Origin of the sequence: Bradyrhizobium sp. KBS0727 (assembly GCF_005937885.2) — a bacterium.
GTDB lineage: Bacteria > Pseudomonadota > Alphaproteobacteria > Rhizobiales > Xanthobacteraceae > Bradyrhizobium.
Genome location: NZ_CP042176.1, coordinates 5660406 through 5685107, shown reverse-complemented (window position 1 = coordinate 5685107; position 24702 = coordinate 5660406). Strand labels below are relative to the sequence as shown.

24 protein-coding genes and 1 pseudogene are annotated in these 24702 nt (G+C 62.7%); 15 read left to right on the top strand and 10 right to left on the bottom strand.

The features are described 5' to 3' along the window. Positions 1–60: 60 nt before the first annotated feature. Together FFI89_RS26750 and FFI89_RS26745 are read right to left on the bottom strand one after the other, a co-directional pair. Positions 61–1413, bottom strand: coding sequence for a malonyl-CoA decarboxylase (locus FFI89_RS26750; RefSeq protein WP_138830542.1), 1353 nt, complete (start codon positions 1411–1413; stop codon positions 61–63). A 198-nt stretch (positions 1414–1611) separates the two neighbouring features. Then, positions 1612–2412 carry a helix-turn-helix domain-containing protein gene (locus FFI89_RS26745; RefSeq protein ID WP_246669262.1) on the bottom strand — a complete coding sequence of 267 codons (801 nt, stop codon included), beginning with the start codon at positions 2410–2412 and terminating at the stop codon, positions 1612–1614. An 81-nt stretch (positions 2413–2493) separates the two neighbouring features. Between FFI89_RS26745 and FFI89_RS26740 the strand changes: the two genes are divergently transcribed. The 7 genes from FFI89_RS26740 (at position 2494) to FFI89_RS26710 (ending at position 9779) form a co-directional block, all read left to right on the top strand. After that, positions 2494–3675, top strand: coding sequence for an MFS transporter (locus FFI89_RS26740; protein ID WP_138830540.1), 1182 nt, complete (start codon positions 2494–2496; stop codon positions 3673–3675). 132 nt (positions 3676–3807) lie between these two features. Continuing rightward, the gene (locus FFI89_RS26735; protein WP_138830539.1) at positions 3808–4224 is read left to right on the top strand and encodes a hypothetical protein; all 417 of its coding nucleotides are present in this window, start codon (positions 3808–3810) and stop codon (positions 4222–4224) included. An 11-nt stretch (positions 4225–4235) separates the two neighbouring features. Further along, positions 4236–4898 carry an OmpA family protein gene (locus FFI89_RS26730; protein ID WP_138830538.1) on the top strand — a complete coding sequence of 221 codons (663 nt, stop codon included), beginning with the start codon at positions 4236–4238 and terminating at the stop codon, positions 4896–4898. Positions 4899–5035: 137 nt separating this feature from the next. Continuing rightward, positions 5036–5788 carry a transporter substrate-binding domain-containing protein gene (locus FFI89_RS26725; RefSeq protein WP_246669538.1) on the top strand — a complete coding sequence of 251 codons (753 nt, stop codon included), beginning with the start codon at positions 5036–5038 and terminating at the stop codon, positions 5786–5788. A gap of 511 nt (positions 5789–6299) precedes the next feature. Continuing rightward, complete coding sequence (locus FFI89_RS26720) at positions 6300–7112, top strand: formate/nitrite transporter family protein (protein WP_138830536.1); 813 nt, start codon at positions 6300–6302, stop codon at positions 7110–7112. Positions 7113–7175: 63 nt separating this feature from the next. Beyond that, positions 7176–8912 carry a bifunctional protein-serine/threonine kinase/phosphatase gene (locus tag FFI89_RS26715; protein WP_138835736.1) on the top strand — a complete coding sequence of 579 codons (1737 nt, stop codon included), beginning with the start codon at positions 7176–7178 and terminating at the stop codon, positions 8910–8912. 375 nt (positions 8913–9287) lie between these two features. Next, positions 9288–9779, top strand: a complete 492-nt coding sequence (locus FFI89_RS26710; protein ID WP_138830535.1) for a septal ring lytic transglycosylase RlpA family protein — start codon at positions 9288–9290, stop codon at positions 9777–9779. Positions 9780–9931: 152 nt separating this feature from the next. Here FFI89_RS26710 and FFI89_RS26705 read toward each other — a convergent pair whose 3' ends face one another. Together FFI89_RS26705 and FFI89_RS26700 are read right to left on the bottom strand one after the other, a co-directional pair. Beyond that, positions 9932–10723 (bottom strand): extracellular solute-binding protein, encoded by a 792-nt coding sequence (locus tag FFI89_RS26705; protein ID WP_138830534.1) that lies wholly within the window; start codon positions 10721–10723, stop codon positions 9932–9934. Between the two features lie 232 nt (positions 10724–10955). Beyond that, complete coding sequence (locus tag FFI89_RS26700; protein ID WP_138830533.1) at positions 10956–12179, bottom strand: polyhydroxyalkanoate depolymerase; 1224 nt, start codon at positions 12177–12179, stop codon at positions 10956–10958. 179 nt (positions 12180–12358) lie between these two features. On the opposite strand from FFI89_RS26700, the gene FFI89_RS26695 reads away from it, so the two are divergent. Together FFI89_RS26695 and FFI89_RS26690 are read left to right on the top strand one after the other, a co-directional pair. Further along, positions 12359–13012 (top strand): glutathione S-transferase family protein, encoded by a 654-nt coding sequence (locus FFI89_RS26695; RefSeq protein ID WP_138830532.1) that lies wholly within the window; start codon positions 12359–12361, stop codon positions 13010–13012. A gap of 322 nt (positions 13013–13334) precedes the next feature. Further along, positions 13335–13769 (top strand): cupin domain-containing protein, encoded by a 435-nt coding sequence (locus FFI89_RS26690; RefSeq protein ID WP_138830531.1) that lies wholly within the window; start codon positions 13335–13337, stop codon positions 13767–13769. 236 nt (positions 13770–14005) lie between these two features. Here the strand turns inward: FFI89_RS26690 and FFI89_RS26685 are convergent, their stop codons facing one another. After that, positions 14006–14221, bottom strand: coding sequence for a hypothetical protein (locus FFI89_RS26685; RefSeq protein ID WP_138830530.1), 216 nt, complete (start codon positions 14219–14221; stop codon positions 14006–14008). A gap of 317 nt (positions 14222–14538) precedes the next feature. On the opposite strand from FFI89_RS26685, the gene FFI89_RS26680 reads away from it, so the two are divergent. Then, positions 14539–14871 carry a hypothetical protein gene (locus FFI89_RS26680; protein WP_138835734.1) on the top strand — a complete coding sequence of 111 codons (333 nt, stop codon included), beginning with the start codon at positions 14539–14541 and terminating at the stop codon, positions 14869–14871. Between the two features lie 148 nt (positions 14872–15019). On the opposite strand, the gene FFI89_RS26675 is transcribed toward FFI89_RS26680, so the two are convergent. Continuing rightward, entirely contained in the window at positions 15020–16249 is a 1230-nt protein-coding gene (locus FFI89_RS26675; protein ID WP_138830529.1) for an ABC transporter substrate-binding protein, read from the bottom strand. 347 nt (positions 16250–16596) lie between these two features. Between FFI89_RS26675 and FFI89_RS26670 the strand changes: the two genes are divergently transcribed. Beyond that, complete coding sequence (locus tag FFI89_RS26670; RefSeq protein WP_138830528.1) at positions 16597–17433, top strand: AraC family transcriptional regulator; 837 nt, start codon at positions 16597–16599, stop codon at positions 17431–17433. Between the two features lie 636 nt (positions 17434–18069). Here FFI89_RS26670 and FFI89_RS35275 read toward each other — a convergent pair. Further along, the gene (locus FFI89_RS35275; RefSeq protein WP_256379160.1) at positions 18070–18204 is read right to left on the bottom strand and encodes a hypothetical protein; all 135 of its coding nucleotides are present in this window, start codon (positions 18202–18204) and stop codon (positions 18070–18072) included. A 52-nt stretch (positions 18205–18256) separates the two neighbouring features. On the opposite strand from FFI89_RS35275, the pseudogene FFI89_RS35425 reads away from it, so the two are divergent. Next, positions 18257–18355 (top strand): annotated as a pseudogene (locus FFI89_RS35425) (AraC family transcriptional regulator); the annotation flags it as partial. A gap of 9 nt (positions 18356–18364) precedes the next feature. Here FFI89_RS35425 and FFI89_RS26655 read toward each other — a convergent pair. Next, a complete protein-coding gene (locus FFI89_RS26655) occupies positions 18365–18661 on the bottom strand; it encodes an HU family DNA-binding protein (RefSeq protein WP_138830527.1) in 297 nt (98 codons plus the stop codon). Between the two features lie 972 nt (positions 18662–19633). Here FFI89_RS26655 and FFI89_RS26645 point away from each other — a divergent pair. The 3 genes from FFI89_RS26645 (at position 19634) to FFI89_RS26635 (ending at position 22961) form a co-directional block, all read left to right on the top strand. After that, positions 19634–20563, top strand: coding sequence for an SMP-30/gluconolactonase/LRE family protein (locus tag FFI89_RS26645; protein ID WP_138830525.1), 930 nt, complete (start codon positions 19634–19636; stop codon positions 20561–20563). A 141-nt stretch (positions 20564–20704) separates the two neighbouring features. Next, complete coding sequence (locus tag FFI89_RS26640) at positions 20705–21298, top strand: GNAT family N-acetyltransferase (protein WP_138830524.1); 594 nt, start codon at positions 20705–20707, stop codon at positions 21296–21298. Positions 21299–21323: 25 nt separating this feature from the next. Next, the gene (locus tag FFI89_RS26635) at positions 21324–22961 is read left to right on the top strand and encodes a GMC family oxidoreductase (RefSeq protein WP_138830523.1); all 1638 of its coding nucleotides are present in this window, start codon (positions 21324–21326) and stop codon (positions 22959–22961) included. Here FFI89_RS26635 and FFI89_RS26630 read toward each other — a convergent pair. Beyond that, positions 22958–23938 (bottom strand): PDR/VanB family oxidoreductase, encoded by a 981-nt coding sequence (locus FFI89_RS26630; RefSeq protein WP_138830522.1) that lies wholly within the window; start codon positions 23936–23938, stop codon positions 22958–22960. The two genes, FFI89_RS26635 and FFI89_RS26630, sit on opposite strands and share 4 nt — an antisense overlap. Positions 23939–23947: 9 nt before the next feature. Then, positions 23948–24700 carry a GntR family transcriptional regulator gene (locus tag FFI89_RS26625; protein ID WP_138830521.1) on the bottom strand — a complete coding sequence of 251 codons (753 nt, stop codon included), beginning with the start codon at positions 24698–24700 and terminating at the stop codon, positions 23948–23950. Between the last annotated feature and the right edge of the window lie 2 nt (positions 24701–24702).

Here is a 24702-nt window from a genome sequence, read left to right as displayed (position 1 = left end):
TCGAGATTCCGGGTCTGGTCCTTCGGACCATCCCGGAATGACGAGAGAGTTGGCTTGACCCTACGACAGCCGCATATCCAGCAGCCTTCGACCTTCGGTCTTGAGCAGCTTCTTCACCGCGCTCGAAGCCGCAATCTCGCCCTGGTTGGCGTAGGCCTCGTGGTTCTTTTCGATATCGTCGAGCCGGTAGAGATAATTGACCATGATCCCGGCCGATTCGCGCAGGCCCTTGGGCGAGAGATCGCCGAGCCAGTCGATCCGCTCCAGCCGGGCGCCGTTGCCGATATGGAAGCGCGCTACCGAATCGATCAGCCGGCCCTTCGCCGTGCGCGCTTTCAGGAAATAATGCGCCGCCAGCGGCTCCAGCACGGCGCGTAGTTGCGCGGTCAGTTCCGCATCCTCGAACCAGTTTGACTTGTCGAGGTTTTCCAGCAGCGTCCGTTCCTCGTCGCTGACCGGAACGTCCTCGGCCTGCTTCAGCCAGTTCATGAAGCCCGGCACCGGCGACAGCGTGATGAAGGTATCGAGCTTGGGCAATTCGCGCCGCAATTCCTCGGCCACCTGCTTGATCAGGAAGCTGCCGAAGGAAATGCCGCCAAGACCCTTCTGGGTGTTGGAGATCGAATAGAACACGGCGGTGCGAGCACGCTCGACCGGCACCAGCGGCCGCTCGGCCGCCAGCAATGGCGCGATTGCGGTCGGGATCGCCTCGGTCAGCGCGACTTCGACGAAGATCAGCGGCTCGTCCGAAAGCTGCGGGTGGAAAAAGGCGTAGCAGCGCCGGTCGATCGGATCGATACGGCGGCGCAGGTCGTTCCAGTCGCGGATTTCGTGCACCGCCTCGTAGCGGATGATCTGTTCCAGAATATTCGCCGGCGTCGACCAATCTATTCTGCGCAGCACGAGAAATCCCCTGTTGAACCACGACGACAGCAGATGCACGACGTCGCGGTCGAGCGCCGCCAGGTCCTTGTTGCCCTTCATCAGCGAAAGCAGGTCGGCGCGCATCGAAACCAGTTCGCTGGTGCCGCCCGGCGCACGGTTGAGCCGGCGGATCAGTTCCTGGCGCCGCGGTTCGGACGCGAAATGCAGATCGCTGGCATCGTCGTCGCTCGGCTGCGCGCGCCAGCTCTCGATCGCCTGCGACAGCTTTTCGCGATCCGGGCCGAAGTCGCGGGCGAGGGCGGCGAAGAACGACTGCCGGCCGGCGGCGTCGAGCTCCCGGTAACCGTCGAACACATCGCGCGCGATGGCAATGCCGGAAGCCTCACCTCTGCCCGACAGCAGCGCCTCGCACAGCGCCAGCAACTCGGAGGCGTCCTGCCTCGCGTCGGAAGAGCCGCCGCGCCGGAGCAGCGTGCGGCCGCGCTCGGAAATCGTCGAGAGAAGATCGGAGAAAAAGGCGTTGGCCATGTGGCGGTCTGATCCTGCGGGGATTCCCGTAAAACCTATACGGGATTTAGGGCGTTGCCGATCACAATCAAGCGCAACCGGTTGTCATGCCCCGCCTATGCGGGGCATCCAATACGCCGCAGCCTCGCGACCACGCACGATGGCCTCCGGAATACTGGATTACCCACTTTCGCGGGTAATGACGGCAACGTTATGGCCTCACGCCTTGTCCGCAAACGCCGTCGGCGTTTTGCCGGTAACTTGCCGGAAGGCATGGGAAAATGCCGGCACGCTGGCATAACCGAGGTCGGAGGCGAGTTGCTTGACCGAAACATTGACGTCGGTCGAGAGTTTTTCGATGGCGGCGGCGATGCGGGCGCGCTGGCACCAGCTCTTGAAGCTCAGTTGGGTCTCGGCCGCGAACAGCCGCGACAGCGTCCGCGCCGAGGTGCCGACCGCGCGCGCCAGCGTCTCGATCTCGTGGTCGCCGGTCGGGTCCGCCAGCACGATGTCGGCGGCGCGGCGGCAGCGCGGCTCATGCGGCAGCGGAATGAAGGTCGCGGAATCCTCGGCCTGATGTAATTCCAGCATGGCGAGCTTGACGAGGAGGGCGGTACGTTCGGGTGTCGTGTGGTCGTCGAACAGCGCCAGGATCGCCTGATGCAGCAGCGGCGATACCCGCACCACGAATTCCGCCTCCAGGCTGGCGCTGCGCTCCTCGCGCCTCAGCCACGCCAGGTCGAAATACAGCGTCCGCATCTCGATATCGGCCAGCACGTCGATGGCATGCGGCAGCAGCGCCGGGACCCAGACCGCGCGATCCGGCGGCACCAGCCAGCGGCCTTTCGGCGTCGTTACCTGCATGGTGCCGCGGGCGGCATAGACCAGTTGCGCCTCGCGGTGCATATGGGTGTCGAGCCGGACGCCCTTTGCATAGGTGTTGGCGATCATGTGGATGCCGTCGCCGGTCGAGATGCGGCGCCCGAGTATGGCGGCAATTGGCTTTTCGGCGATATTCATTGGCGACATCCCGTCAGGACAACTCCGTATAACCTATTTCAGAAGATTGCGGGACCAGAGGATTCGCCAAAGGAATCGACCATGAACAGCCCCAGCCGGGTGATCGGCTTCGTCAATGCGGCCCATTTCATCGACCACTACGCGATGCTGATCTTTGCCGCCGCGGTTATCGTGATGGGCCCGGCGCTCGGCATGGCCTATTCGGAACTGCTGCCATACGCCACCCCGGGCTTTATCGCCTTCGGCGCCGGCTCGCTGATCACCGGCTGGCTCGGCGACCGCTGGAGCCGCCGCCACATGATGGTGATCTTCTTTGCCGGCATCGGCGCCTCGATGATCGCGGTCGGCTTCGTGCAGACGGCGCTGCAGCTCGGCGCGGCCCTGCTGTCGATCGGCCTGTTCGCCTCGATCTATCACCCGGTAGGCACCGCCATGATCGTGTCCTATGCCGACAAGCTCGGCCGCGAGATGGGGCTGAACGGGGTCTGGGGCAATCTCGGCGTGGCGTCGTCGGCGCTGGTCACCGGCGTGGTCGGGCAATATCTCGGCTGGCGCTGGGCCTTTATCGTCCCCGGCATGGTCACCATCCTGATCGGCATCGCCTTCGCGCAGATGGTGGTTCACGAGGATCGTTCCGGCTTCAAGCAGGCCGCGGCGCAAGCGCGGGTCGCCAAGCAGGACATGTGGCGGGTGATCCTGGCGCTCCTGATCGTCGTGATCGCGATCTCCACCACCTTCAACGCGGTCACCGTGGCGCTGCCGAAACTGTTCGCGGAGCGGCTCGCCGACGTCACCAAGAGCCCGGCGCTGCTCGGTTTGATCGCGGCTGGCGTTTACGTGTTCGGCGCGATGACGCAATACACCATCGGCAAACTGATCGACCACTACTCGCTGAAGACCGTGATGCTGCCGCTGTCGTTCATGTTGGCGCCGTTCCTGTATTTTGCGGCGACGCTGTCGAATTTGCCGCTGATCATCGCTTCGATCGGCATCGTGATGGGCGCGTTCGGGCAGGTCACCGTCAACGACGCCATGGTCGGCAAATATACCAGCGAGGAATGGCGCAGCAGAGCTTACTCGGTGCGCTACTTCATCGGCTTTACCGCGGCGGGCGCATCCGTCGGCCTCGTCGCCTGGCTGTACGAGCGGGGCGGCTTCGTCACCATGCTGCAGGCGTTTGGTGCGCTGTGCCTGCTGGTGATCGTGGCCGCTGTCATTTTGCCGCAGGAGATCAAGGTGCCGGCAGCGCGGACCGCGCCCTGAGGGCGCGCGCGAGGCTTGCCAGGTCCTCGGATGTGACAGGGCGGTGACATGTTGCGACGCAATATGGCTGTGTCCGGTCCAATCGGAAGATGCACCTTGACCATCGCCCCCCTCCTTGTGTGAGGTGAGGGCATGAACCGAATCCGGATTGCCTTGTTCGTCCTTGCGGTGTGTGCGCCTTCGCTGGCGTCGGCGCAGGCGTTGAAGTTCGAAGAGGCCGCCAGCCTGGTCGGGGCGAGTTGCGCCAAGGACATCGACGACAATTGTCGCGGCGTCAATTTTGACCCTACCCGGCTTAAGGAATGCCTGTACCGCAATCAGGACGTGGTGTCCGCAAAATGCCAGGCCGACTACCCGCGCGCCTTCTCGGCGATCCAGCAGCGCATTACCGCGCGCACCACCCTCATGAAGCTGTGCAATTGGGAAATGAACCATCTGTGCAGCGAGGTCCGAACCGATCCGGCCAAGGGCCTGCAATGCCTGCTCGACTCGACCAAGAAAGCGACCGGAAACTGCAACAAGGCGATAGCAGCGGCGGGGTATCGCTGATGGGTTCGGGAATGAGATTGCGCACGATCGGTCTGTTGCTGGGCGTGTTGGCCATCTTCGCCGTTCCGGTTGTCGGCCGCGCCCAGACGGCGATACCGGCCGCCGAGATCATCGACAAGCTGACCGCGGCCGACGATACCGCGCCTGACGTCGACGTCGCCGCCTTGAAGCAGCAGGCCGTCGACCGGATCAAGGCCAAGGCCGATGCGCAGCAGGTCAAGCGGCCACTCATCGCGCCCCAGCTGACGAAGCTGACGCAGGTACGCTTCGATATCCAGTTCGATCCGGACTCGTCGCTGATCCGGCCGGGATCCTATGGCATGATCGGCAGTCTTGCCGATGCGCTCTCCGATCCGAAGTTGCAGCCCTTCAAGTTCCTGATTGTCGATCACACCGAGTCGGGCGGCCGCCGCGATGCCAACCTGACATTGAGCCAGCGGCGCGCGGACTCGATTCGGGACGTGCTGGTTTCGACCTTCAAGATTTCCGGCAAGCGCCTTGTGGCGCTCGGCCTCGGCGAAGAGCAGTTGCAGGATGCCAATAAGCCGGCTGCGCCGGTCAATGCCCGGGCCCAGATCATCGCGTTCGGGAAGCCGGATGTCGTGGAGCCGAAGCCGGCGGCCCCGGCCGCCGCCGCTAAAAAAGGCGCCGCACCGGCCAAGAAGAAGCGCTGATTATTCTCTGCGTGGGTAAAACGCTGAAGGCCCGGCATCGACAACGGGCCCCGGGGGAGGACTACCCGATGTTCAATCCATCCTTGTTCAATCCATCCTTGCCGGCGATAGCCGGCCTCATTCTGGGAATTGCTGCGATGACGACGATGCCGGCGAGCGCCGATGGCCTGAAAGACGAGATCGCGCCGACCGGCAAGCTGCGGGTCGCGATCGCGATCAGCCCGGCCGGCGGGGCGTTCTGGTCGACCAGGACCGAATCCGGCGGCTATGCCGGCGTACCGGTCGACCTCGGCAAGGAAATGGCGGCGCAGCTCGGCGTTCCCGTCGAATATGTCGTGCACAACAACTCCGGGCAGATCACCGACTCCGCGTCGAACAAGACCTGGGACGTCACCTTCCTGCCGAAGGACCCGGAGCGCGAAGGCAAGATGTCGTTCGGGCCGATCTACGAGGTTGCCGACGCAACCTACATCGTCAAGCCGAACTCGACGGTGACGAATTTTGGGAGCCTCGACCAGCCCGGCGTCAAGGTCGCCGCGGTCAACAACACCACCACCATGCGCGGCGCGATCGCGCATCTGAAGAACGCCAAGGTCACGGGCTACCAGACCTATGACGAAATCTTCGGCCTGCTTAGCAAGGGCGAGATCGATGCATTCGCGCTGTCGCGCGACCAGCTCAATGCGATGGCGAAAAAGATTCCAGGCACGCGCGTGCTGGACGAGACCTTCAAGCAGACCGTGACGGCGGTGGCGGTACCGCCCAATCATCCGCAGTCGCTGGCGTTCGCGGCCAGGTTTCTGACCGACGCGATTTCCAACGGCACGCTGCGCAAGGCCTATGACAACAACGGCCTAAAGGACACGCCAATCCGCACACAGACAAAGTGAGCCGCGCGCGCTGATATGGCTCTCACGGACGGCGCCGACGGCGCGTTGCTTAGGCCTTTGCCGCACACGCCAACATCTGTGCATCTGCACAAATAGCAGGCACGTCTTCGCTCCGCTGCAGTTGGGGCAGCGTCATCACTTCCTGAAAAGCTCGGCATTTTAGTGCCTTAGCCCGAATCCAGGGTTGGCACATCGATTGCTTAAATGGTTCTCAGTCAATGACGACTGCCGTTTGGATTGCCGAGGCCAGCGTTGGCCAAGTGCAGGGATCGGGCGACCTCGCCGAGGCGTCTGGAGCAGTCGTCGGGGCGACTCAATAAAGCTTGTGCATCTCTGTTTCTGATCGGGCGTGAGCGTGTCGCCAGCGGTGCTCCTGCGGATGCTTCTTGCTTCCGCCGATGGCGCCACTTCCGGCTCTCGCGCGAGGACGGCGTAGCTTTTTACATCGGCGCGGCCTTTCGTGAATGGCCGGCGCCTCTTCAATGCTTTCTGCCACACAAGGGGAACTGGAATGGCCTATCTCGCGCCTTCGGAATTCGTCACCAAGATGGTCGATGCCGGAGAATCCAAAATCTTCATGTCGACACGCGACACCATCATCCGCGCCTATATGGCCGGTGCCATCCTGGCGCTGGCGGCGTGGTTTTCCGTGACGATCAACGTGAACACGGGCCAGCCGGTCATCGGAGCACTGTTGTTTCCGGTCGGATTCTGCATGCTCTATCTCCTGGGCTTCGATCTCTTGACGGGCGTGTTCGTGCTGTCGCCGCTCGCGCTGCTCGACAAGCGCCCGGGCGTCACGCTCGGCGGCGTTTTGCGAAATTGGGGCCTTGTGTTCATCGGCAACTTTGCAGGCGCCCTTACGGTGGCTTTCATGATGGCCTTCGTGACGACGTTCGGCTTCACACAGGAGCCCGACAAGGTCGGCGCGGCAATCGGAAACATCGGCGAGGGTCGAACGCTGGGCTATGCCGCGCATGGCGCGGCCGGCATGGCAACGCTGTTCATCCGCGGCATGCTGTGCAACTGGATGGTCTCCACCGGCGTCGTCGGCGCGATGATTTCCACGACGGTCCCTGGCAAGGTGATCGCGATGTGGATGCCGATCCTGGTGTTCTTCTACATGGTGTTCGAGCATTCCGTCGTGAACATGTTCCTGTTCCCGTCGGGCCTGATGCTCCATGCGAAGTTCTCGATCCTGGACTACTTCATCTGGAACGAGATTCCGACCGTGCTCGGCAACCTGGTCGGCGGCCTCGCCTTCACCGGATTGACCCTCTACACCACCCACGTCCTGACGCAGCCGAAACGTATCCCGGCCTGATCGGCGATTGACTTGAGGGGACCTCAACCGTCTAGTTGAGGTCCTCTCCGTCAGGCCTCCATGATGCCGCGTGAACTGAAAATATCGGTCGGGCAACATTCTGACAAAGGTCGCAAGGAGACCAATCAGGATTTTCACGGCGTTCTGATTCCGGACGAGCCGCTGCTCAGCCTGAAGGGCATCGCCATCGTGCTGGCGGACGGGATCTCCAGCAGCAATGTCAGCCGGATCGCCGCCGAGTCGGCGGTCAAGGGATTCCTGACCGACTATTACTGCACGTCGGAATCCTGGTCGGTGCGGACCTCGGCGCAGCGCGTGCTGGAGGCGACCAATTCCTGGCTGCACTCGCAGACGCGGCGCAGCCAGTATTCCTACGACAAGGATCGCGGCTACGTCTGCACACTGAGCGCGCTCGTCATCAGGTCGAACACGGCGCATCTGTTTCACGTCGGCGATTCCCGTATCTACCGCGTTTCCGGCACGACGCTGGAACAGCTCACCAACGACCACCGCGTCGTGATTTCGTCGGAGCAGAGCTATCTCGGCCGCGCGCTGGGGGTGAATTCCCAGATCGAAATCGACTACCTGATGTCTAGGGTCGAGCAGGGCGACACCTTCGTGCTGGTGACCGACGGCATCTACGAGCATGTCGGCGACCGCCTGATCGCTCGGGTGGTCAAGGATGGCGCCGCCGATCTGGACCAGGCCGCCAAGGCTATCGTCGAACTGGCCTACGAGCTCGGCAGCAAGGACAATCTCACCGTCCAGATCGTACGCGTCGACGAGTTGCCGGACGCCGCCGCCCGCGAGGTGTTCGGCCAGCCGCACGAATTGCCGCCGCCGCCGCTGTTGGAGGCGCGGGCGGTGTTCGACGGTTACCGCATCGTCCGCGAGTTGCACGGCTCCAGCCGAAGTCACATTTATCTCGCCGTCGATATCGAGACCGACGCGGTGGTCACCATCAAGATCCCGTCGATCGACCTGCGCGACGATCCGGCCTATCTGAAGCGCTTCATGATGGAGGAGTGGGTGGCGCGGCGGATCGACAGCCCGCATGTGCTGAAACCCTGTCCGCCGCAGCGCAAGCGCAACTTCCTCTACGTCGTCACCGAATTCATCGACGGCCAGACGCTGACCCAGTGGATGATCGACAATCCGAAGCCGGGCCTGGAAACGGTGCGCGGCATCGTCGAGCAGATCGCCAAGGGCCTGCGGGCCTTCCACCGCAAGGAGATGCTGCACCAGGACATCAGGCCCGACAACATCATGATCGACGCCACCGGCACGGTGAAGATCATCGACTTCGGTTCGACGAAAATCACCGGCGTCGTCGAGGCGGCGGCGCCTGGCAACCGCGACATCCTGGGCACGCAGCAATACACCGCGCCGGAATATTTCCTCGGCGAGCAGGCAACGTCGCGCTCCGACCTGTTCTCGCTCGGCGTCATCACCTATCAGATGCTGACGGGAAAACTGCCCTACGGCGCGCAGATCGCGCGCGCGCGAACGCGCTCGCAGTTCGGCAAGCTGGTCTATGCCCCGGCGGCGCACGGCAGCCGCGACATCCCGGAATGGATCGACAGGACGCTGGAGCGGGCGGTGCATCCCAATCCCGCCAAGCGCTACGACAGCCTGTCGGAGTTCCTGTTCGATTTGCGCCACCCCAACGCCAACTATCTCAAGACGTCATCGACGCCGCTGATCGAGCGCAATCCGCTGTTGTTCTGGAAGAGCACGACGATCGCTCTCGCACTCGCCGTGATCCTGCTGCTCGCGCTCCAGCATTTCGGGCATCGTTGAAGACCAGGGTGTGTGCACCAATCGGCAGAACGTTACCAACGTGCTGTCGAGTTTCTTCAACGCCGATAACAGTATTCAGCCTTTGCGACGCTGACACCAGGCGTGGTGCGGCACCTGTGGTGATGTCGGCTTTGACCCTGAGTGGGACATCTATCCGACTCTCCGTAGCCATCTTGCCGACCCAATCTTTGTCTTAGACCACGAGAACCAAAACACTGTGCGAGGACCGCTCTGGTCCCGACAACGGTTCCGTAGCCAACGTCGGCGCGAACCCGCAAGAAATTGGCACGGGCTCGTTAACGCCTCCGCGTTCGGTCGGCCATTTCTTTTGCGGCATCTGGAGCCGCACGTCAGAAAATCAATCGAGGAGTTACGATGTCCTTCCGCGCGAGCGCCGCGATTTGCGGCGCTGTAGTCACGTTTGCTGTTTTTGCTGCCGCCGCTCGAGGTCAAGACGCGACAGTTCATTCAAGTGCCGTCGTCGATCAGGCTTGTGGCGATGCGCTCGTTGGCGCGGCATCCACGTACAATCCATTCCAGCCCGGAACGCGGGAAGGTGGCCCGGAAACGGCCTCCGGCGAGCGCTATGATCCCTCTGCCTGGACGGCTGCCATCAAAACGAGTCTGCGTGAAAAATTTGGTGGCGTGCAATTTGGCGAGAGGCCGAAATACGCCCTCGTTGAGGCTGTCGGCAAGAAGGTCATCGTCAAGATAAACGATGTCGGCCCGCTCATGCCTGGCCGCATCATCGATCTCAATGAGCGGACGATGCGTCATTTCGATCCGAGCATGGAGATCGGCGTCATTCGCGACGTAAGAGTCATGCCGCTTGTCGGCGACTATTGGGTACCCGGACCCGTTGGCTGAACGAAGCCGTGGAATAGAAAATTGGATTTTGCGCTCACTCCGGTCGAGTAGCGCACTTCGCCAATATCGGGGATGTCCATATCCGCGCGCAAGCGTCCGACGTTGCTTCCCAGGTTGACCGGACGCCGACGGCGCAATGTGGGCTAGACGCCCTAGTTCGTCGCGCCCGCAATCGGGTCCATGCCGCTCTTGACGAGCTCGGAGCGGGCAGCGGGCGAGGCCAGGAATTTGATCAGCGCCTTGCCGGCGTCCGGCTCCTTGGAAACGGTGGCGATCCCGGCGGAGAATATCGTGATCTGCTGCAACGCGTCCGGCAGCGGGCCGATGATGTCGATGCCTGCGACGGGCTTCAGCTCGCTGATCTGCTGGAAGCCGAGTTCGGCGTCGCCGTGGGCCACGATTTCGCCGACCGGGGTTGCCGGAATCTTCCGGGCCTTGTCCTTCATGGCATCGGTGATGCCGAGCTTGGCGAATATCTCGGTCGAGACATAGACGCCGCTGGCGCTGTCGGAATAGGCGATGGTTTTCGCCGCCAGCAGCGCCTGCTTGACCGCGTCCGCCGACGAGATGTCCGGTTTGGGGGCGCCCGACTTCACGGCAACGCCGATCGGCGACCTGACCAGATCGACCTTTGAGTCGGCGATGACCTTGCCCTGCTTGACGAGATCGCCGAGCGCGTAGCCGACCATGATCAGGACGTCGGCCGGTTCGCCGCGCTCCAGCCGCACCGGGAGCGCATTGGTGGTCGTGCCCATCGACGGCCCGTAGGCGGTCAGCACCTTGTGGCCGGTGGCGCGTTCGAATTCGGGCACCAGCGCCTTGTAGGCCGCGGTCATCCCGCCCGAGATCATCACCCGGACCTCGGCGGCACCGGCCGCCGCCGTCAGCAGGACGGCGCTGACGAGGCCGAGCGCGAGAGCACGAAAATGGTTGGAACACCGCATGATAAATCCTCCCGGGACGACTCTTGGACGGTCGGCCGCGGGGAGGGTTTTAGCGTGGGAAGGGAAGGGCGGCTAGTTCGGCAACGGCGGTTGGCTCCCTCTCCCGCTTGCGGGGGAGGGTTGGGGTGGGGGTGTCGCCGCATAGTCGGTACCGAATTCCGGGAGAGATTTTCCCCCACCCGCCGCGCTCCGCGCGTCGACCTCCCCCGCAAGCGGGAGAGGTAAGAAAGCATCACGAATTCACATGCACGAAATCGCGCAGCAGCGGATAGATTTCGTTATTCCAGCGTTTTCCCGAGAACACGCCGTAATGGCCGACGCCGGCCTGCATGTGGTGCACCCGGCGATAGGCGCGCACGCTGGTGCAGAGGTCCTGCGCCGCCAGCGTCTGGCCAATCGAGCAGATGTCGTCCTTCTCGCCTTCCACCGTCATCAGGCCCATGCGCTTGATCGAGGCCGGGTTCACCGGCCGGCCGCGATGCATCAGTTTGCCCTGCGGCAACAGGTGCTCCTGAAACACGTCGCGCACGGTCTCGATGTAAAACTCCGCCGGCAGGTCCATCACAGCGAAATATTCGTCGTAGAAGGTCTTGATCAGCTCGGCCTTCGCCTTCTCGCCCTTGGCGAGGTGATCGGCCAGATCGATATGCTGTTTGATGTGGCGTTCGAGGTTCATCGATACGAAGGCGGTGAGTTGCACGAAGCCGGGATAGACCTGGCGGAACGCGCCCTTGCATTGCACCGGCACGTAATTGATCAGGTTCTCCTCGAACCACTTGATCGGCTTGCTCTTGGCGAAATCGTTGACCTTGGTCGGCTGAATTCGGGTGTCGATCGGGCCGGCCATCAGGGTCAGCGTCGCCGGGCGGGCGGGATGATTTTCTTCCGACATCACCGCGGCTGCGGCCAGCGCCGACACCGAAGGCTGGCAGATCGCCACCATGTGCGAGCGCGGACCCATCTGGTCCAAAAAAGCGATCAGGTGATCGGTATAATCCTCAAGGCCGAACCGGCCCGCGCCGAGCGGAATGTCGCGCGGATTGTGCCAGTCGGTGATGTAGACGTCGTGGTCCTGCAGCAGCGTCTTCACCGTGCCGCGCAGCAGCGTCGCGAAATGGCCGGACATTGGCGCCACCAGCAACAGTTTCGGCTGCTCCGGCGAATTTTCCTTCTTGAAGCGCAGCAGCGAGCCGAACGGCGTCGCGTAGGCGACCTCCTCGGTGACCGCGAACTCCTGGTTGCCGACCAGCACCTTGTCGATGCCGTAAGCCGGTCGCGTATAGGTCAGCGACGTCCGCGAGATCAGTTCGAGTGCGGCGGCAAGCCGCCCGAACGCTTTGTCGGAGACGCCTTGCGGCACCAGGTTGAGATATTTCAGCGCCGCCGCAGCCCCGGTCCGCCATGGCGCCGTGAGGTCCATGTGGTTCTGATAGGCCTGGTACATTATTGACATCATTCACATCCGCCCCTGTCCGATATGGCCATGCAATATCGGAGCCAGAGCGGGTGTCGGTCGCCCCTTAAACTGGCACGTGGCTTGCTGCGTAAAAGGCCCGACGCGCACCGATTGGGCGGCGCTGCGGCCGGCCGCGCGGACCGATGCGGACGGCGTTCAGGGGTTGAGGAAAAGGCCAGATGGCGAAAACGACACTGACTATCTCCAGCAAGAACTATTCGTCATGGTCGCTGCGCGGCTGGCTGTTGACGAAGTTTTCCGGGCTGGAATTCGAGGAGGTCGTGACCGCGCCGGACGATGCGTCGGCGCGGGCCGAAATCCTGCTGCTGTCGTCCTCGATCCTGGTGCCGTGCCTGCGCCATGACGGCGCTACGGTTTGGGATACGCTGGCGATCGCGGAGTATCTCAACGAGATCAAGCCGGAGGCCGGTCTGGTGCCGGCGGACCGCATCCAGCGCGCCCATTGCTGGTCGATTTGCGGCGAAATCCATTCCGGCTTCACGACGCTGCGCGCCTCGCTGCCGGTCAATCTGAAGGGCCATTTCCCGGGCTTCAAGATCTGGTCGCGGGCGCAGGCCGACATCGACCGGGTCTGCACCATCTGGCGCGAATGCCTGGCCCAGTCCGGCGGGCCGTTCCTGTTCGGCGAACGCACCATGGCGGACGCCATGTATGCGCCCGTCGTCACCCGTTTCATGACCTATGATGTGAAGCTCGAGCCCAGGCTCGCGGCCTACGCCACGACCATCATGGCCATGCCCGAGATGGTGGAGTGGATCGAAGCCGCCAAGACCGAGCCCGCCGACATCGAAGAGCTCGAGGTCGAATATTAGGCAGCCGGTGCGGCGCGTTGCCCGTTTGAAGGGCTCAAAGCCCGGGCAGGCCCTGCTCAAGCCGGTGTCAGAAAAGCGGCGGCGGCCGCATCTGCCGCCGGCGCCCCGGTCAGCCGCCCAAAATCGTCCAACCTGAATTCCGGCTTCCCGCCAAGCGTTTCGCCGTGTCTGCGGCCGGCATCGGTCAAATCGCCGCAGTGCAGCGCGATTGGCGCGGATTTCGCATAGCAACATGCAGCCGTGAACGCGACGATGCGACGCTGCCGAAAATTTGGACGCCTTGCCTGGTCGCGTCTCGCGAACAAGAACCGTGGAGGCTTCCATGAATCAGCACGCCGTCGTCAGCAAATTCTCCCACGTCAAACCGACCGACACCGAATTCACCGGCGGCGGTCTGCGCGATTTCTTCCTGTATCGCGATCTCGGCATCGCCTCCGCCACTGGCGGCCAGGTGATCTGTCACCTCGTCAAGGCCAATCCCGAGATGCCGCCCGAGGATGGTACCGGCTGGCACAAGCATGAATGCGACTTCCAGATCGTCATCATGATGAAGGGCTGGGCCCGCTTCATGTACGAGGACAAGCCGACCCTGGTGCAGGCCGGCGATGTGGTGCATCAGCGGCCCGGCATCACGCATTACCTCTACGATTACTCGCCGGACATGGAGTATCTCGAAATCGTCAGTCCGGCGGACTTCAAGACCGTCGACATGCCGCCGGCCACCGACAAGGTGCCGCCTGTAACGCCCTGGAAGTGACCGCCATGTCATCCCAGGAGGAATTAACCTTTGTCGTCGGCCGCTGGCTGTGGCCCTTTATCGTCGTGCTGTATGTGGGGCGCCGCCTCGGATTTTGGCCGATATCTAGCCGTGAACAGCCGAGTACAGCGCTAAAGCAGTGATTCGGGCGCGGTTCGTTCTTTCCACGTTCCGAACCTTAACACGACACCCAAGCCCGTCGCGTTCTGGCACAATACGCGGGCCGCGGCTTTGTCCTACAGCGAATTGCCGCGCGGCAGTCGCCAACCGACCACGGTGGCCTCGACGGCGCCACCGGTCTTGTCATTGCGCCATTGGCCGTCGATCCAGCGGCAGACGAATGGAAGCTGATAGGTGCCGCTGTGATCCTCGCAAAGCACCTCCACCGGTTGATCCGAGGGTGGCTCGCCGCTGCCGTCGAATTGCGCCAGCCGCTTTTCACGCGTTGCCATCTAATCAATCTCCACTGCCGGGGCCCGCAAACCCCCTTGGGGGCAAAACCCTTGGGGTTCGAGTTCCGCGGCTAAATTCATCGTCCGTAACGGCCGAAGCACAGCGCTGGAATGAGGTATCAGTGTGGTATCTCTGGCGCCGGCGGCGGGCTTCGCGCAAATTGCCGTGATACCGTTTTCGGGCGAGGCGGGTACCGGTTCGCGGAAAGAAAACACGTCGAAACTAAGACTGAATGTCGAACGAGGATTTGATGATCGCCCGTACTGCGACGACTGCCATGATGCCTGCCTTGACGACTGTCCTGGCCGTGCTGTGGATGGCCGGTTTTCCTGCGGCGCTTTACGCGCAGGACGTTCCCGGCATCGAAATTTGCACCGTCGAGAAAACCATGGAGCGGCGGACCAGCTGCCTGCAGAGCAATGTCGATTTCCTGCAGAAGACGATCACGAAGCTGACGCTGGACCACCAGCAGAAGATCGACGCGGCCAACCGGCAGATCGAGGGACTGAAGGGCACGGTCGTGGGCTTGCTGAAGACCGTCGGTGACTTGCAGGCGGCGCAGAAGAAGACGGACGAGGATCTGAAGAAGAAGGCCGACGCGCCGCCGGCCAAGGACGCGGCGCCGGCGGTGAAGGATGGCGGGAAGTAGTTGATGTCGTCATTCCGGGGCGCGCGTTAGCGCGAACTCCGATGTGCAATTGCACATCGGAGAATCTCGAGATTCCCCGGGGTGCAATTGCACCCCTGAGGTCTGGTGCTAACGCACCATCCCGGAATGACGGGGAGAGAGTTCCGCCCTACGAATTCTTCTCGCCTGACATCAGCGGTCCGAACAATTCCCAGCTTTCGCCCTTGAACCTCATCATCTGAAGCTGTTCGAGCGGGGCAAAATCCGTCGGGCTGGTCTTGATCTTGGTGCCGGGCAGGTAGACGCCGAGCTCGAAGTTCAGGTTGGCCGCCTGCTTCATGACATTCTCGCGGGTGAGGTCGTCGCCGCACTGTTTCAGCACCTGGACGATGCCCTGGGCCACGCCGTAGCCGAAGGTGGTCGCGGCGTCTTCCTGGTCGCCTTCGGGATACCACTTGGTCATGAAGGCGCGCCATTCGTTCATGCCCGGGTCGTTCTTCCACTGCGGGTCCTTCGGGTCCTTGAGATAGGCGGCGCTGAGGATGCCCTGGCCGTTCTCGTACCCGGCGGGCTTCATGACGCTGCCGACGGAGACGGAGACGTTGGTCAGGAAATGGATCGGAGTCCATTTCAGCTCGCCGAGCTTCTTGATCGCTTGCGCCGCGAATTTCGGCGTCGAGATGTTGATGAAGATATCGGGATTGGCGCCCTTGATCTGCACCACCTGCGAATCCACTGTCGGCGACGAGGTCTCGTAGGAGCTTTCGACGACGATCAGCTTGTTGGCCTGGTCGCCGAGCCCTTCGCGCAGCCCGATCACGTAGTCCTTGCCGAAGTCGTCATTCTGATAGAGCACCCCGATGGTCTTGCCGGGATGGTTCTGCAGAATGTACTTGGCGTAGATGCGGGCCTCGACCTGGTAGCTCGGTTGCCAGCCCATCGTCCACGGGAAATTCTTCGGATCGTTCCATTTCGCCGCACCGGTCGACACGAAGATCTGCGGCACTTTTTTCGCATTCATGTATTTCTGAATGGCGGTGTTGCCGGGGGTGCCGAGCGGATTGAAGATCAGCAGCACCTCGTCACTTTCGACCAGTTTGCGCGCCTGCTCCACCATCTTCGGCGGGCTGTAGCCGTCGTCATAGCTGATGAAGTTGATCTTGCGGCCGTTGATGCCGCCTTCGGAATTGATCTTGTTGAAGTAGGCGGCTTCGGTCTTGCCGATCGTCGCATAGGCGGACGCAGGCCCCGAATAGGGCATGATGTTGCCGATCTTGATCTCGGTATCGGTCGCACCCGGGTCGTATTTCTTCTGGGCGTTGGCTGAGCTTGCGACCGCTATGGCGAACAGTCCCGCAAGCGCAACGGATGTGACATGATTCAAGACACGGTAGCGCATTAATCGTCCTCCCTGACGTGCTGGCCGAGGCTCTTGCAGTCTTTATTGTGGGGCAGCTTGGTGAGCCGTCGGATTCAATGCAGGCAGGGAGTATGCACGATTGGGACTATGTTACCAGCGCAGCTTTTAGAGCGTTTTCGAGCGAAGTGGGTACCGGTTCGCAAAGCAATCAAGTTTACGCAGATTGCGTAGACTTATCTGCGCAGAAAACGCGTCATACAAGGAAGTATTCGCCAATTTCCGCAAGGCGGAACAAGCGGTGTTCCGATCCGAGGGAGCAAGTACTGTCAAACGAGGCACCGGCCAAACGATCATGATGGCACTGCTTCGAACGAAAGCTGTCGTCCATGAATCCTGCCCAGAAGGCGCTCTGGTACATCGAAAGCCATCTTGCCGCGCCGTTGACGCTCGACGAGATCGCCGGCGTCAGCGGTGTCTCGCGCTTCCATCTGGTGCGGGCGTTCGGCGCCGCGACCGGGCTTTCGGTGATGCGCTATGTGCGTGCGCGCCGCCTGAGCAAGGCGGCGCGTGCATTGGCCGCCGGCGCGCCTGACATTCTCAGCCTGGCGCTGGATGCGGACTACAGCTCCCACGAAGCCTTCACCCGCGCGTTCCGCGATCATTTCGGCGTAACGCCCGAAGCGGTCCGCACCGCAACGTGCCTCGATCACCTCAGGCTACAGGAGCCCATCGTCATGAATTCAACCGCACTCGATCATCTCAAGGCCCCGCGCTTCGAAACCTCCAGGCCGTTGCTGGTCGCCGGGATCAGCGAGCGCTGCACCCACGAGAATGGCGGCGCCGGTATTCCGAACCAGTGGCAGCGGTTTCACCAGTCCGTCGATCATATCCCGGGGCGGATCGGCACGGTGGCCTATGGCGTCTGCTGCAACGGCGACGACGCCGGAAATTTCGATTACATCGCCGGCGTCGAGGTCGCCGATTTCTCCGACCTGCCGCGCGAATTTTCCCGCGTGCGGATTCCCGAACAGAAATACGCGGTGTTCACCCACGCCGAACACATTTCGACCATCCGCCGCACCGTCAATACGATCTGGAATCACTGGCTGCCGATCTCAGGCATGAAGGCCGCCGATGCGCCGAACTTCGAGCGCTACGACGAGAAGTTCGATCCGGCGACCGGCAACGGCGGGCTGGAGATATGGATACCGGTGAGGGAGTAAAAGGAACGGCCCCGGTTCGGGGAAGCACCAGGGCCGTCGTCGCAGGGGATGTGCCGGGGCGGCCGGCACGAACGAATAATTCCGCGAGCCCGCGTCAGTTCCTGTTTGGTCCACTCTCGTTCACGGGCGTAATGATCCTTACCGCTGCCGCACTACCGCCGGGCGAATCCAGCAAGACATTGATCGCAATGGTGGCAACCCAAGCCAGCATCCCCGCCGCCGCCGCAAGGGCGATGCAAAGCACAGCCAGATTTGAAAACCTGCAAAACATCTAAATCCTGCCGCGGGCAAAAACGCCGACGGGTGAATTTGGTTCCTGGACAATTTGTCACCGGGCGGCGCCGTCGACAGCCTCACGATTCCGCGAGAGTTTTGTCGATTTGTTGGCTGCGGAAGGATGACTTTATCCGCAAGAGCGGTAGCGCGTTACGACAAGCAGTGATGAAGCTTGCTAGCGCCGTGTCGGTCGAGGCCGGGTGGTCGGTGAAACTCAGCGGACCAGCACCAGGAGCACTGCACCGATAAGTCCGGCCAGGAAGATTGCCCGTCGAGCCGGCGTCTTCAAAATAATCTCGCCACCCCTCGCTTTTTCGGCGGGGTATGGAGCGGGTTCGGCGGGCCCTTCGCGTACCGTGGCTACGCCATCCAGTAGATCGCGGTTCCGACGACCAGGAGCGCAATGACGCCCGTGGTCAGCATGCCCATCTTTCGTTCGGTTTCGGTCGGCGGCGCTTCTTGAAGGGTATGATCGACAGAAGGATCGTGTTCCATGGGACCACCTCCTGTGAATTAAAGCCGCGGCGGTGGTTTGGTTCCTGCGGGAAAGCAGGCCGACGTGCCGAACTTCGAGCGCTACGACGAGAAGTTCGATCCGGCGATCGGCAATGGCGCGCTGGAGATATGGATCCCGGCCCGAGAATAACCCCCTCAGTTAAACAGCGTCTTTTACGACCTTCAGCGGAGATGCCTTGACCGACTTGCTGGCCGGCTTGGCCGCGAACTCCATTGGCTCTTTCGTAAAGGGATTGATCCCGCTGCGGGCCTCGGTAGCAGGCTTGTGCACGACGGACATTTTGACGAAGCCGGGAATAACGAACTCGCCTGCTTCATTCAATTCCTTGTAGCCGACGGTCGCCATCTGCTCCACGACGGACTTTACATCTCCCTTGGAGATCTGTGTTGCCTCTGCAATTGCATCGATCAATTGGTTCTTGGTCATCTTTGCCATGATAGGTTCCTTTGGAGAAGCATCCGTGCCACACCGGGCGTCTCACTTTGTTCGTGACGACGTCGCGACGCGTTCTCGTTCATGCCGGTGCTCATAAACTCAGCGGGCTTTAAACCTATCGAGGCTGAAAATGCAAGGAGCGGGCGGAGATTGGATCAGCGATAGTGTAATCCATCACTCACGGTCGACAAAGCGGCGACGTACGCTATCGCTAGCTCCACGATGCGTAGATGGGGTAGCGGGCCCGTTACCCCATCTACAGATTGTTTCGTTGCCCCGGCAAGCGGCGCTAATTGCAACCCGACGGGCAAATCAGCCCAACACGTTGGTCAATCCCTCCATCAAAAAATTCTCTTCTTGGCATGTCAGGTAGAAACACCTTACCAACTCCCGCCATCCTGTCCCACCAAAGGGGCGTTGGCCATCGTCGCGAACGAGGGGCGGGTAGCGGTGGACGCTGATGCTGCGACTGACGAGCGCGGCGTGAGCGTACGGTGAAGTCGTGTGGGCCTGACGCCCCGGTGCTGGCGTCAAGTTTCGCGGGAAGCAAACACTTCTCAGGAATGACGGTGGCAAGAAAGCCGGTCACCGGGGCGAGCGCGAAGTAAGCCGTAAAGCCATTGCGCAGGGAAGGCCGGAGTGTTCTCCGCTGACCTGTATGCTCGTGTGCACTTTGTTTTGTGCAATCGCACGCGAGACCGCGGGTGCAGCGCGCACCCGGTCTTCCCTGCGCCCTCTGATTTCCGAGGGCAAGGTTTCCAGCAAAACTCCGGGCGCATTGCGCCGCGAGATCGCAAAGCCATGTTTGCAAGCCAAACGTCCGCTTTTCGCTGTACGCGCCAGAATACCTGTTGCGCAGGCGCTCGGGTTGGCAAGCCCAGGCGACTTTGCCATAACTGGGGCAACGAAATGTTGCGCGTGCGGGGATCGAGCTGGAATCCGCCTGCAGCCGAAGCAAGCCGGGAGGATTTCATGGCCAATGTTCGCGTAATCGCCACCGATCTGGAATTTCCGGAAGGGCCCGTCGTCATGCCCGACGGCTCGGTGGTGCTGGTCGAAATCCGCGGCAAAAGGCTGACGCGGGTCTGGCCGGATGGCCGCAAGGAAGTGGTCGCGGAAATCCTGGGCGGCCCCAATGGCGCAGCCCTCGGTCCTGACGGCAAGATGTACGTCTGCAATAACGGCGGCTTTAGCTGGATTCCGACCCGCAATACCTTCATGCCGGGCCCGCCGTCGGCGGCCGAATATATCGGTGGCTCGATCCAGCGCGTCGATCTCGCCACCGGCAAGGTCGAGACCGTGATCGATAGAGTCGGCGAGCATCCGCTGAAGGGGCCGAACGACCTGGTATTCGACAAGCACGGCGGACTCTGGTTCACTGATCTCGGCAAGCGCCGCGCCCGCGACATGGATGTCGGCGCGTTTTACTACATCAAGCCCGGCATGAAGGAGATCGTCGAAGGCGCGTTCGGCATGATGCCCGCCAACGGCATCGGCCTGTCGCCGGACGAGAACACCGTCTATGTGGCGGAGACGCCGACGGCGCGGCTGTGGGCGTTCGATCTTGCCGCGCCCGGCGAGGTCAAGCCGCGCGATCCGATTTATCGCGGCGAACGCGGCAAGCCGATCGCGGGTCTCGGCGGCTACCAGATGTTCGATTCGCTGGCCGTGGAAGCCTCCGGCAATGTCTGCGTCGCGACGCTGATCTCGGGCTGTATCTCGGTGATCGCGCCCGATGGCAAAATCGTCGAGCAGGTCGAGACCGGCGACCGCATGACCACCAACATCGCCTTCGGCGGCCCCGATCTGAAGACGGCCTACATCACGCTATCAGGCAGGGGCGAACTGGTCGCGATGGACTGGGCGCGGCCCGGGCTGGCGCTGAATTTTTTGAATAAGTGACGGCGAGCGATATGATCAACCCTCATGGTGAGGAGCGTCGCGCTTGCGACGCGTCTCGAACCATGAGGCCCTGGCAATGGCCTCATCCTTCGAGACGCGCTTCAAGTGAAGCGCTCCTCAGGATGAGGAGAGGAGTTTTAAATGCCCTTCCTTGAACCTGTCACCTTGCGCGGCGAACACGCGCGGCTCGAGCCGTTGTCGCAAGATCAATGCGACGGGCTCACGGAAGCCGTCGGCGACGGCGACCTGTGGAAGCTCTGGTATACCGCCGTTCCCACGCCGGAAGGCATGCGCAAGGAAATCGATCGCCGGCTTGGTCTGCTCGCCGCCGGCGCGATGCTGCCGTTCACGGTTTACGATGCCGACGGCAAGATCGCGGGCATGACGACCTACATGAACGTCGATGCCGCCAACCGCCGCGTCGAGATCGGTTCGACCTGGTATGCCAAGCGCGTGCAGCGCAGCGCGGTCAATACGCAATGCAAGCTGCTGCTGTTGACCCATGCGTTCGAGAAGATGAATTGCATCGCGGTCGAGTTCCGCACGCATTTCTTCAATCACCAGAGTCGGCGCGGCATCGAGCGGCTCGGCGCCAAGCAGGACGGCATTTTACGCAGCCACCAGATCGCGCCGAACGGCACGTTGCGCGATACCGTGGTTTACAGCATCATCGCCAGCGAATGGCCGACGGTGAAGGCGCATCTTACCTATCAACTCAACGAAAAGCCGCGGTAACGCCAGCCGCGCCAGAAAAGATAAAATGGAAACGTTCGACTACGTGATCATCGGCGCGGGCTCCGCGGGCAGCGTGCTCGCCAACCGGCTCAGCGAGGATTCCTCGACCCGCGTCTGCGTGCTCGAAGCGGGGCCGACGGACTGGCATCCCTACATCCATCTGCCGGCCGGCTTCATCAAGACGTTCCACATGAAGAGCATCAACTGGGCCTATCAGCAGGAGGTCGGCCCGTGGACCGGCGGCCGCAGCATCTACGCGCCGCGCGGCAAGACGCTGGGCGGCTCGTCCTCGATCAACGGCCACATCTACAACCGCGGCCAGCGTCAGGATTTCGACACCTGGGCGCAGCTCGGCAATCGCGGCTGGGGCTATCCGGATATCTTGCCCTACTTCAAGCGGCTGGAACGGCGGATCGGTGAAGGCGACGAAACGTTTCGTGGGCGCGACGGCAATCTGACCGTCACCACCATGGATTGGCAGGATCCGCTGTGCGAAGCGTTCATGGAGGGGGCCATGAGCCTCGGCATCCCGCGCAACCCCGACTACAACGGCGCGATCCAGGAGGGCGTGTCGTACTGCCAGCGCACGATCGAGAACGGCCTGCGCATGAGCGCAGCGAAGGCATTCCTGCATCCGGCGGTGAAGCGGGGCAACGTCGATGTGCGGACGCACGCGCATGTCACCAACATCATCTTCGAAGGCAAGCGCGCCGTCGGCGTGCGCTACCTCAAAGGTGGCAAGGGCGGCACGCCGGTCGAGGTGCGCGCCAACAAGGAAGTCATCCTGTCCGGCGGCACTTATAATTCGCCGCAAGTGCTGCAGTTGTCAGGTGTCGGCTCGCCGGAATTGCTGGGCTCGCTCGGCATCGAGGTGCGTCATGCGCTGCCGGGCGTCGGCGAAGGCCTGCAGGACCATTACGCGCCGCGCACGGTCGCGCGCGTCAAGAACATCCGGACCATCAATGAAATGCGGCGCGGCCTCAGCCTCTGGGTCGAGGCGCTGAAATGGGCCACCACGCGGCGCGGCCTGCTCTCGCTGTCGCCGACCATGGTCTATTGCTTCTGGCACTCCGGCGAGACCACCGAGAGCTCGGATCTCCAACTCACCTTTACGCCGGCGAGCTACAAGGAGGGCGTGCAGGGCCAGCTCGAGGACGAGCCCGGCATGACCATCGCGTCCTGGCAGCAGCGCCCCGAAAGCCGCGGCTATGTCCGTCTGCGTTCGGCCGATCCGTTTGCGCCGCCGATCATTCAGACCAACTATCTGGTCGAGGAACTCGACCGCCGCGTCGTCGTCGCCGGCATGAAGCTGGCGCGCCGGCTGATGGCCTCCGCGCCGCTGTCGCAATACTACGCCTATGAGGACTTCCCCGGGCCGAAGGTGCAGAGCGACGACGAATTCCTCGCCGCCGCCACCGAGCGCGGCACCACCACGTTCCATCCCGGCTGCACCTGCCGCATGGGACCGGCGGATGCCAAATGGGCCGTGGTCGACGACCAGCTGCGCGTGCACGGGCTGCAGGGCCTGCGCGTGGTCGATGCCTCGATCATGCCGCGGATGATCTCGGCCAACCTCAACGCCTCGACCTTGATGATCGCCGACAAGGCCTCCGACATGATCCGCGGCAAGCAGTCACTGGAGGCGGTGAAGCTGCCGGCCTAAACCACTTCCGGTCGATACAACGTGTCGATGGTGACGACGCCGATCGCGCGCGAGACGCAGGGACAGATCTTGCGGTTGTCCTGCTTCTGGGCATCGCTGAAGAACACGTCGCGATGATCGATCTCGCCATCGATCGCAACGACGTCGACGGCGCAGACGCCGCATTCGCCGCGCTGGCAGTCCGACATCACCTCGAAACCGGCGCCGTTCAGGGCGTCGAGCATCGAACTCGTTTGCGAGACCACCAGCTCGGTGTCGGAATCCTTCAGGCGCACGCGGAATTCAGTGGTCGGCATCAGGCCGCTGGAACCGAAGGTCTCGTAGCGCAGGTCGGCGGGCGCCCGGCCGGCGGCGTTCCAGGCGCGCCGCGCGGCCTCCAGCATCCGCATCGGTCCGCACATCACGGTGATGGCGTCATCGGGCAGGGCGCGGAAGGTGGCATCGAGATCGATCCGCGCGCCCTCGTCGCCGGCGTGCACGATCAGCCGATCGCCGAGCAGCGCGGACAACTCGTCGAGGAACGCGGCGTCGCCGCGCGATTTCACGGCATAGTGCAGCGTTGCGTCGACGTTCCGGCGGCGCAGGGCGGCGGCAATGCCGGTGATCGGCGTGATGCCGATGCCGCCGGCGATCAGGCAGTAGTGCTTCCGGCTCCAGTCGATCTCGATCAGCGACGCCGGGCTGGAGATTTCGATCCGCGCGCCGGGCTGCAAATTCCACATGCCGCGCGAGCCGCCGCGGCTGTCCGGCGCCCGCCGCACCGCGATGCGATAGGTGCCGGGATCGTGGTTGGCCACCAGCGAGTAGCTGCGTCTGGCTGGCTGTCCGTCGATCAGCACGGCGACGCTGATGTGGCTGCCGGGCGGGCAGGGCGGCACCTGGCCGTTGTCGGGACGCAAGCGGAATTCACGGATCGCGGGCGTCACGTCGCGGATCGTCTCCACGGTGCACCAGCTCCATTGCTCGGCAAAGCGCATGGCGGCTCCCTAGTCGGCGGACGATTTGAGCAAAGCGAGGGCCGGCAGCAGGTCGAGATGCGCGCGGTTGCGCAGCGCCAGCCGCAAATTTCGGGCTGCGAGCCGGGAGTGTTCGCGCATGATGGCTTCGGCGCGGGCGCCCTCGCGATTCTCGATGGCGTCGACCACGATGCGGTGATGATCCTGCGCGATCAGCAGGATCTGATGCGCCTCGGGGAGAGCCGACTGTGCCATCACGAATCCGCTTGGGCTTGCGAACGGCAGCGCCGAGACGCGGTCGATCTCGCGGATCACCGGCGCGCTGGCGGACAGTTCGTTGAGAATGGCGTGGAAGCGGGCGTTCATCGTCACATAGGCCGAAAACGCCTCGACCGAGATCGGATCCTGCCGGACCAGTTGATCGATGTCGGCGAGGCATTCCTTCAGCGGCTCGAGGCTGCGGGCGCTGACGCCGCGCTCGGCGGCAAACCGGGCGGCCAGCCCCTCCAGCGTGCCGCGCAGCTCGATCGAATCGAGAATGTCGCGTTCGGTGAACGCCTTCACCATGAAGCCGCCGGACGGGATCGCCTGCAGCAGGCCCTCGTCCTCGAGCCGGACCAGCGCCAGCCGCACCGGCGTCCGCGACACGCCGGTGATGTCGACCGCCTGCAGTTCGGAAATGCGCTCGCCCGGCCGCAACTGACCGGACAGGATCATGTCGCGCAGCGCGAGCTGGGCCCGCACGGTCTGCGAGACGGAGCGTTCGGCGTCGCGTTCGCTCATGG

Coding starts and splice junctions, on each gene's coding strand:
- FFI89_RS26735 (WP_138830539.1), top strand. CDS start 3,808: ATGAACCGAATCCGGATTGCCTTGTTCGTCCTTGCGGTGTGTGCGCCT.
- FFI89_RS26685 (WP_138830530.1), bottom strand. CDS start 14,221: ATGGCAACGCGTGAAAAGCGGCTGGCGCAATTCGACGGCAGCGGCGAG.
- FFI89_RS26725 (WP_246669538.1), top strand. CDS start 5,036: ATGACGACGATGCCGGCGAGCGCCGATGGCCTGAAAGACGAGATCGCG.
- FFI89_RS26700 (WP_138830533.1), bottom strand. CDS start 12,179: ATGATGTCAATAATGTACCAGGCCTATCAGAACCACATGGACCTCACG.
- FFI89_RS26710 (WP_138830535.1), top strand. CDS start 9,288: ATGTCCTTCCGCGCGAGCGCCGCGATTTGCGGCGCTGTAGTCACGTTT.
- FFI89_RS26705 (WP_138830534.1), bottom strand. CDS start 10,723: ATGCGGTGTTCCAACCATTTTCGTGCTCTCGCGCTCGGCCTCGTCAGC.
- FFI89_RS26715 (WP_138835736.1), top strand. CDS start 7,176: ATGCCGCGTGAACTGAAAATATCGGTCGGGCAACATTCTGACAAAGGT.
- FFI89_RS26655 (WP_138830527.1), bottom strand. CDS start 18,661: ATGGCAAAGATGACCAAGAACCAATTGATCGATGCAATTGCAGAGGCA.
- FFI89_RS26645 (WP_138830525.1), top strand. CDS start 19,634: ATGGCCAATGTTCGCGTAATCGCCACCGATCTGGAATTTCCGGAAGGG.
- FFI89_RS26635 (WP_138830523.1), top strand. CDS start 21,324: ATGGAAACGTTCGACTACGTGATCATCGGCGCGGGCTCCGCGGGCAGC.
- FFI89_RS26675 (WP_138830529.1), bottom strand. CDS start 16,249: ATGCGCTACCGTGTCTTGAATCATGTCACATCCGTTGCGCTTGCGGGA.
- FFI89_RS26730 (WP_138830538.1), top strand. CDS start 4,236: ATGAGATTGCGCACGATCGGTCTGTTGCTGGGCGTGTTGGCCATCTTC.
- FFI89_RS26640 (WP_138830524.1), top strand. CDS start 20,705: ATGCCCTTCCTTGAACCTGTCACCTTGCGCGGCGAACACGCGCGGCTC.
- FFI89_RS26745 (WP_246669262.1), bottom strand. CDS start 2,412: ATGAATATCGCCGAAAAGCCAATTGCCGCCATACTCGGGCGCCGCATC.
- FFI89_RS26695 (WP_138830532.1), top strand. CDS start 12,359: ATGGCGAAAACGACACTGACTATCTCCAGCAAGAACTATTCGTCATGG.
- FFI89_RS26680 (WP_138835734.1), top strand. CDS start 14,539: ATGGCCGGTTTTCCTGCGGCGCTTTACGCGCAGGACGTTCCCGGCATC.
- FFI89_RS26670 (WP_138830528.1), top strand. CDS start 16,597: ATGAATCCTGCCCAGAAGGCGCTCTGGTACATCGAAAGCCATCTTGCC.
- FFI89_RS35275 (WP_256379160.1), bottom strand. CDS start 18,204: ATGGAACACGATCCTTCTGTCGATCATACCCTTCAAGAAGCGCCGCCG.
- FFI89_RS26630 (WP_138830522.1), bottom strand. CDS start 23,938: ATGCGCTTTGCCGAGCAATGGAGCTGGTGCACCGTGGAGACGATCCGC.
- FFI89_RS26740 (WP_138830540.1), top strand. CDS start 2,494: ATGAACAGCCCCAGCCGGGTGATCGGCTTCGTCAATGCGGCCCATTTC.
- FFI89_RS26690 (WP_138830531.1), top strand. CDS start 13,335: ATGAATCAGCACGCCGTCGTCAGCAAATTCTCCCACGTCAAACCGACC.
- FFI89_RS26750 (WP_138830542.1), bottom strand. CDS start 1,413: ATGGCCAACGCCTTTTTCTCCGATCTTCTCTCGACGATTTCCGAGCGC.
- FFI89_RS26720 (WP_138830536.1), top strand. CDS start 6,300: ATGGCCTATCTCGCGCCTTCGGAATTCGTCACCAAGATGGTCGATGCC.
- FFI89_RS26625 (WP_138830521.1), bottom strand. CDS start 24,700: ATGAGCGAACGCGACGCCGAACGCTCCGTCTCGCAGACCGTGCGGGCC.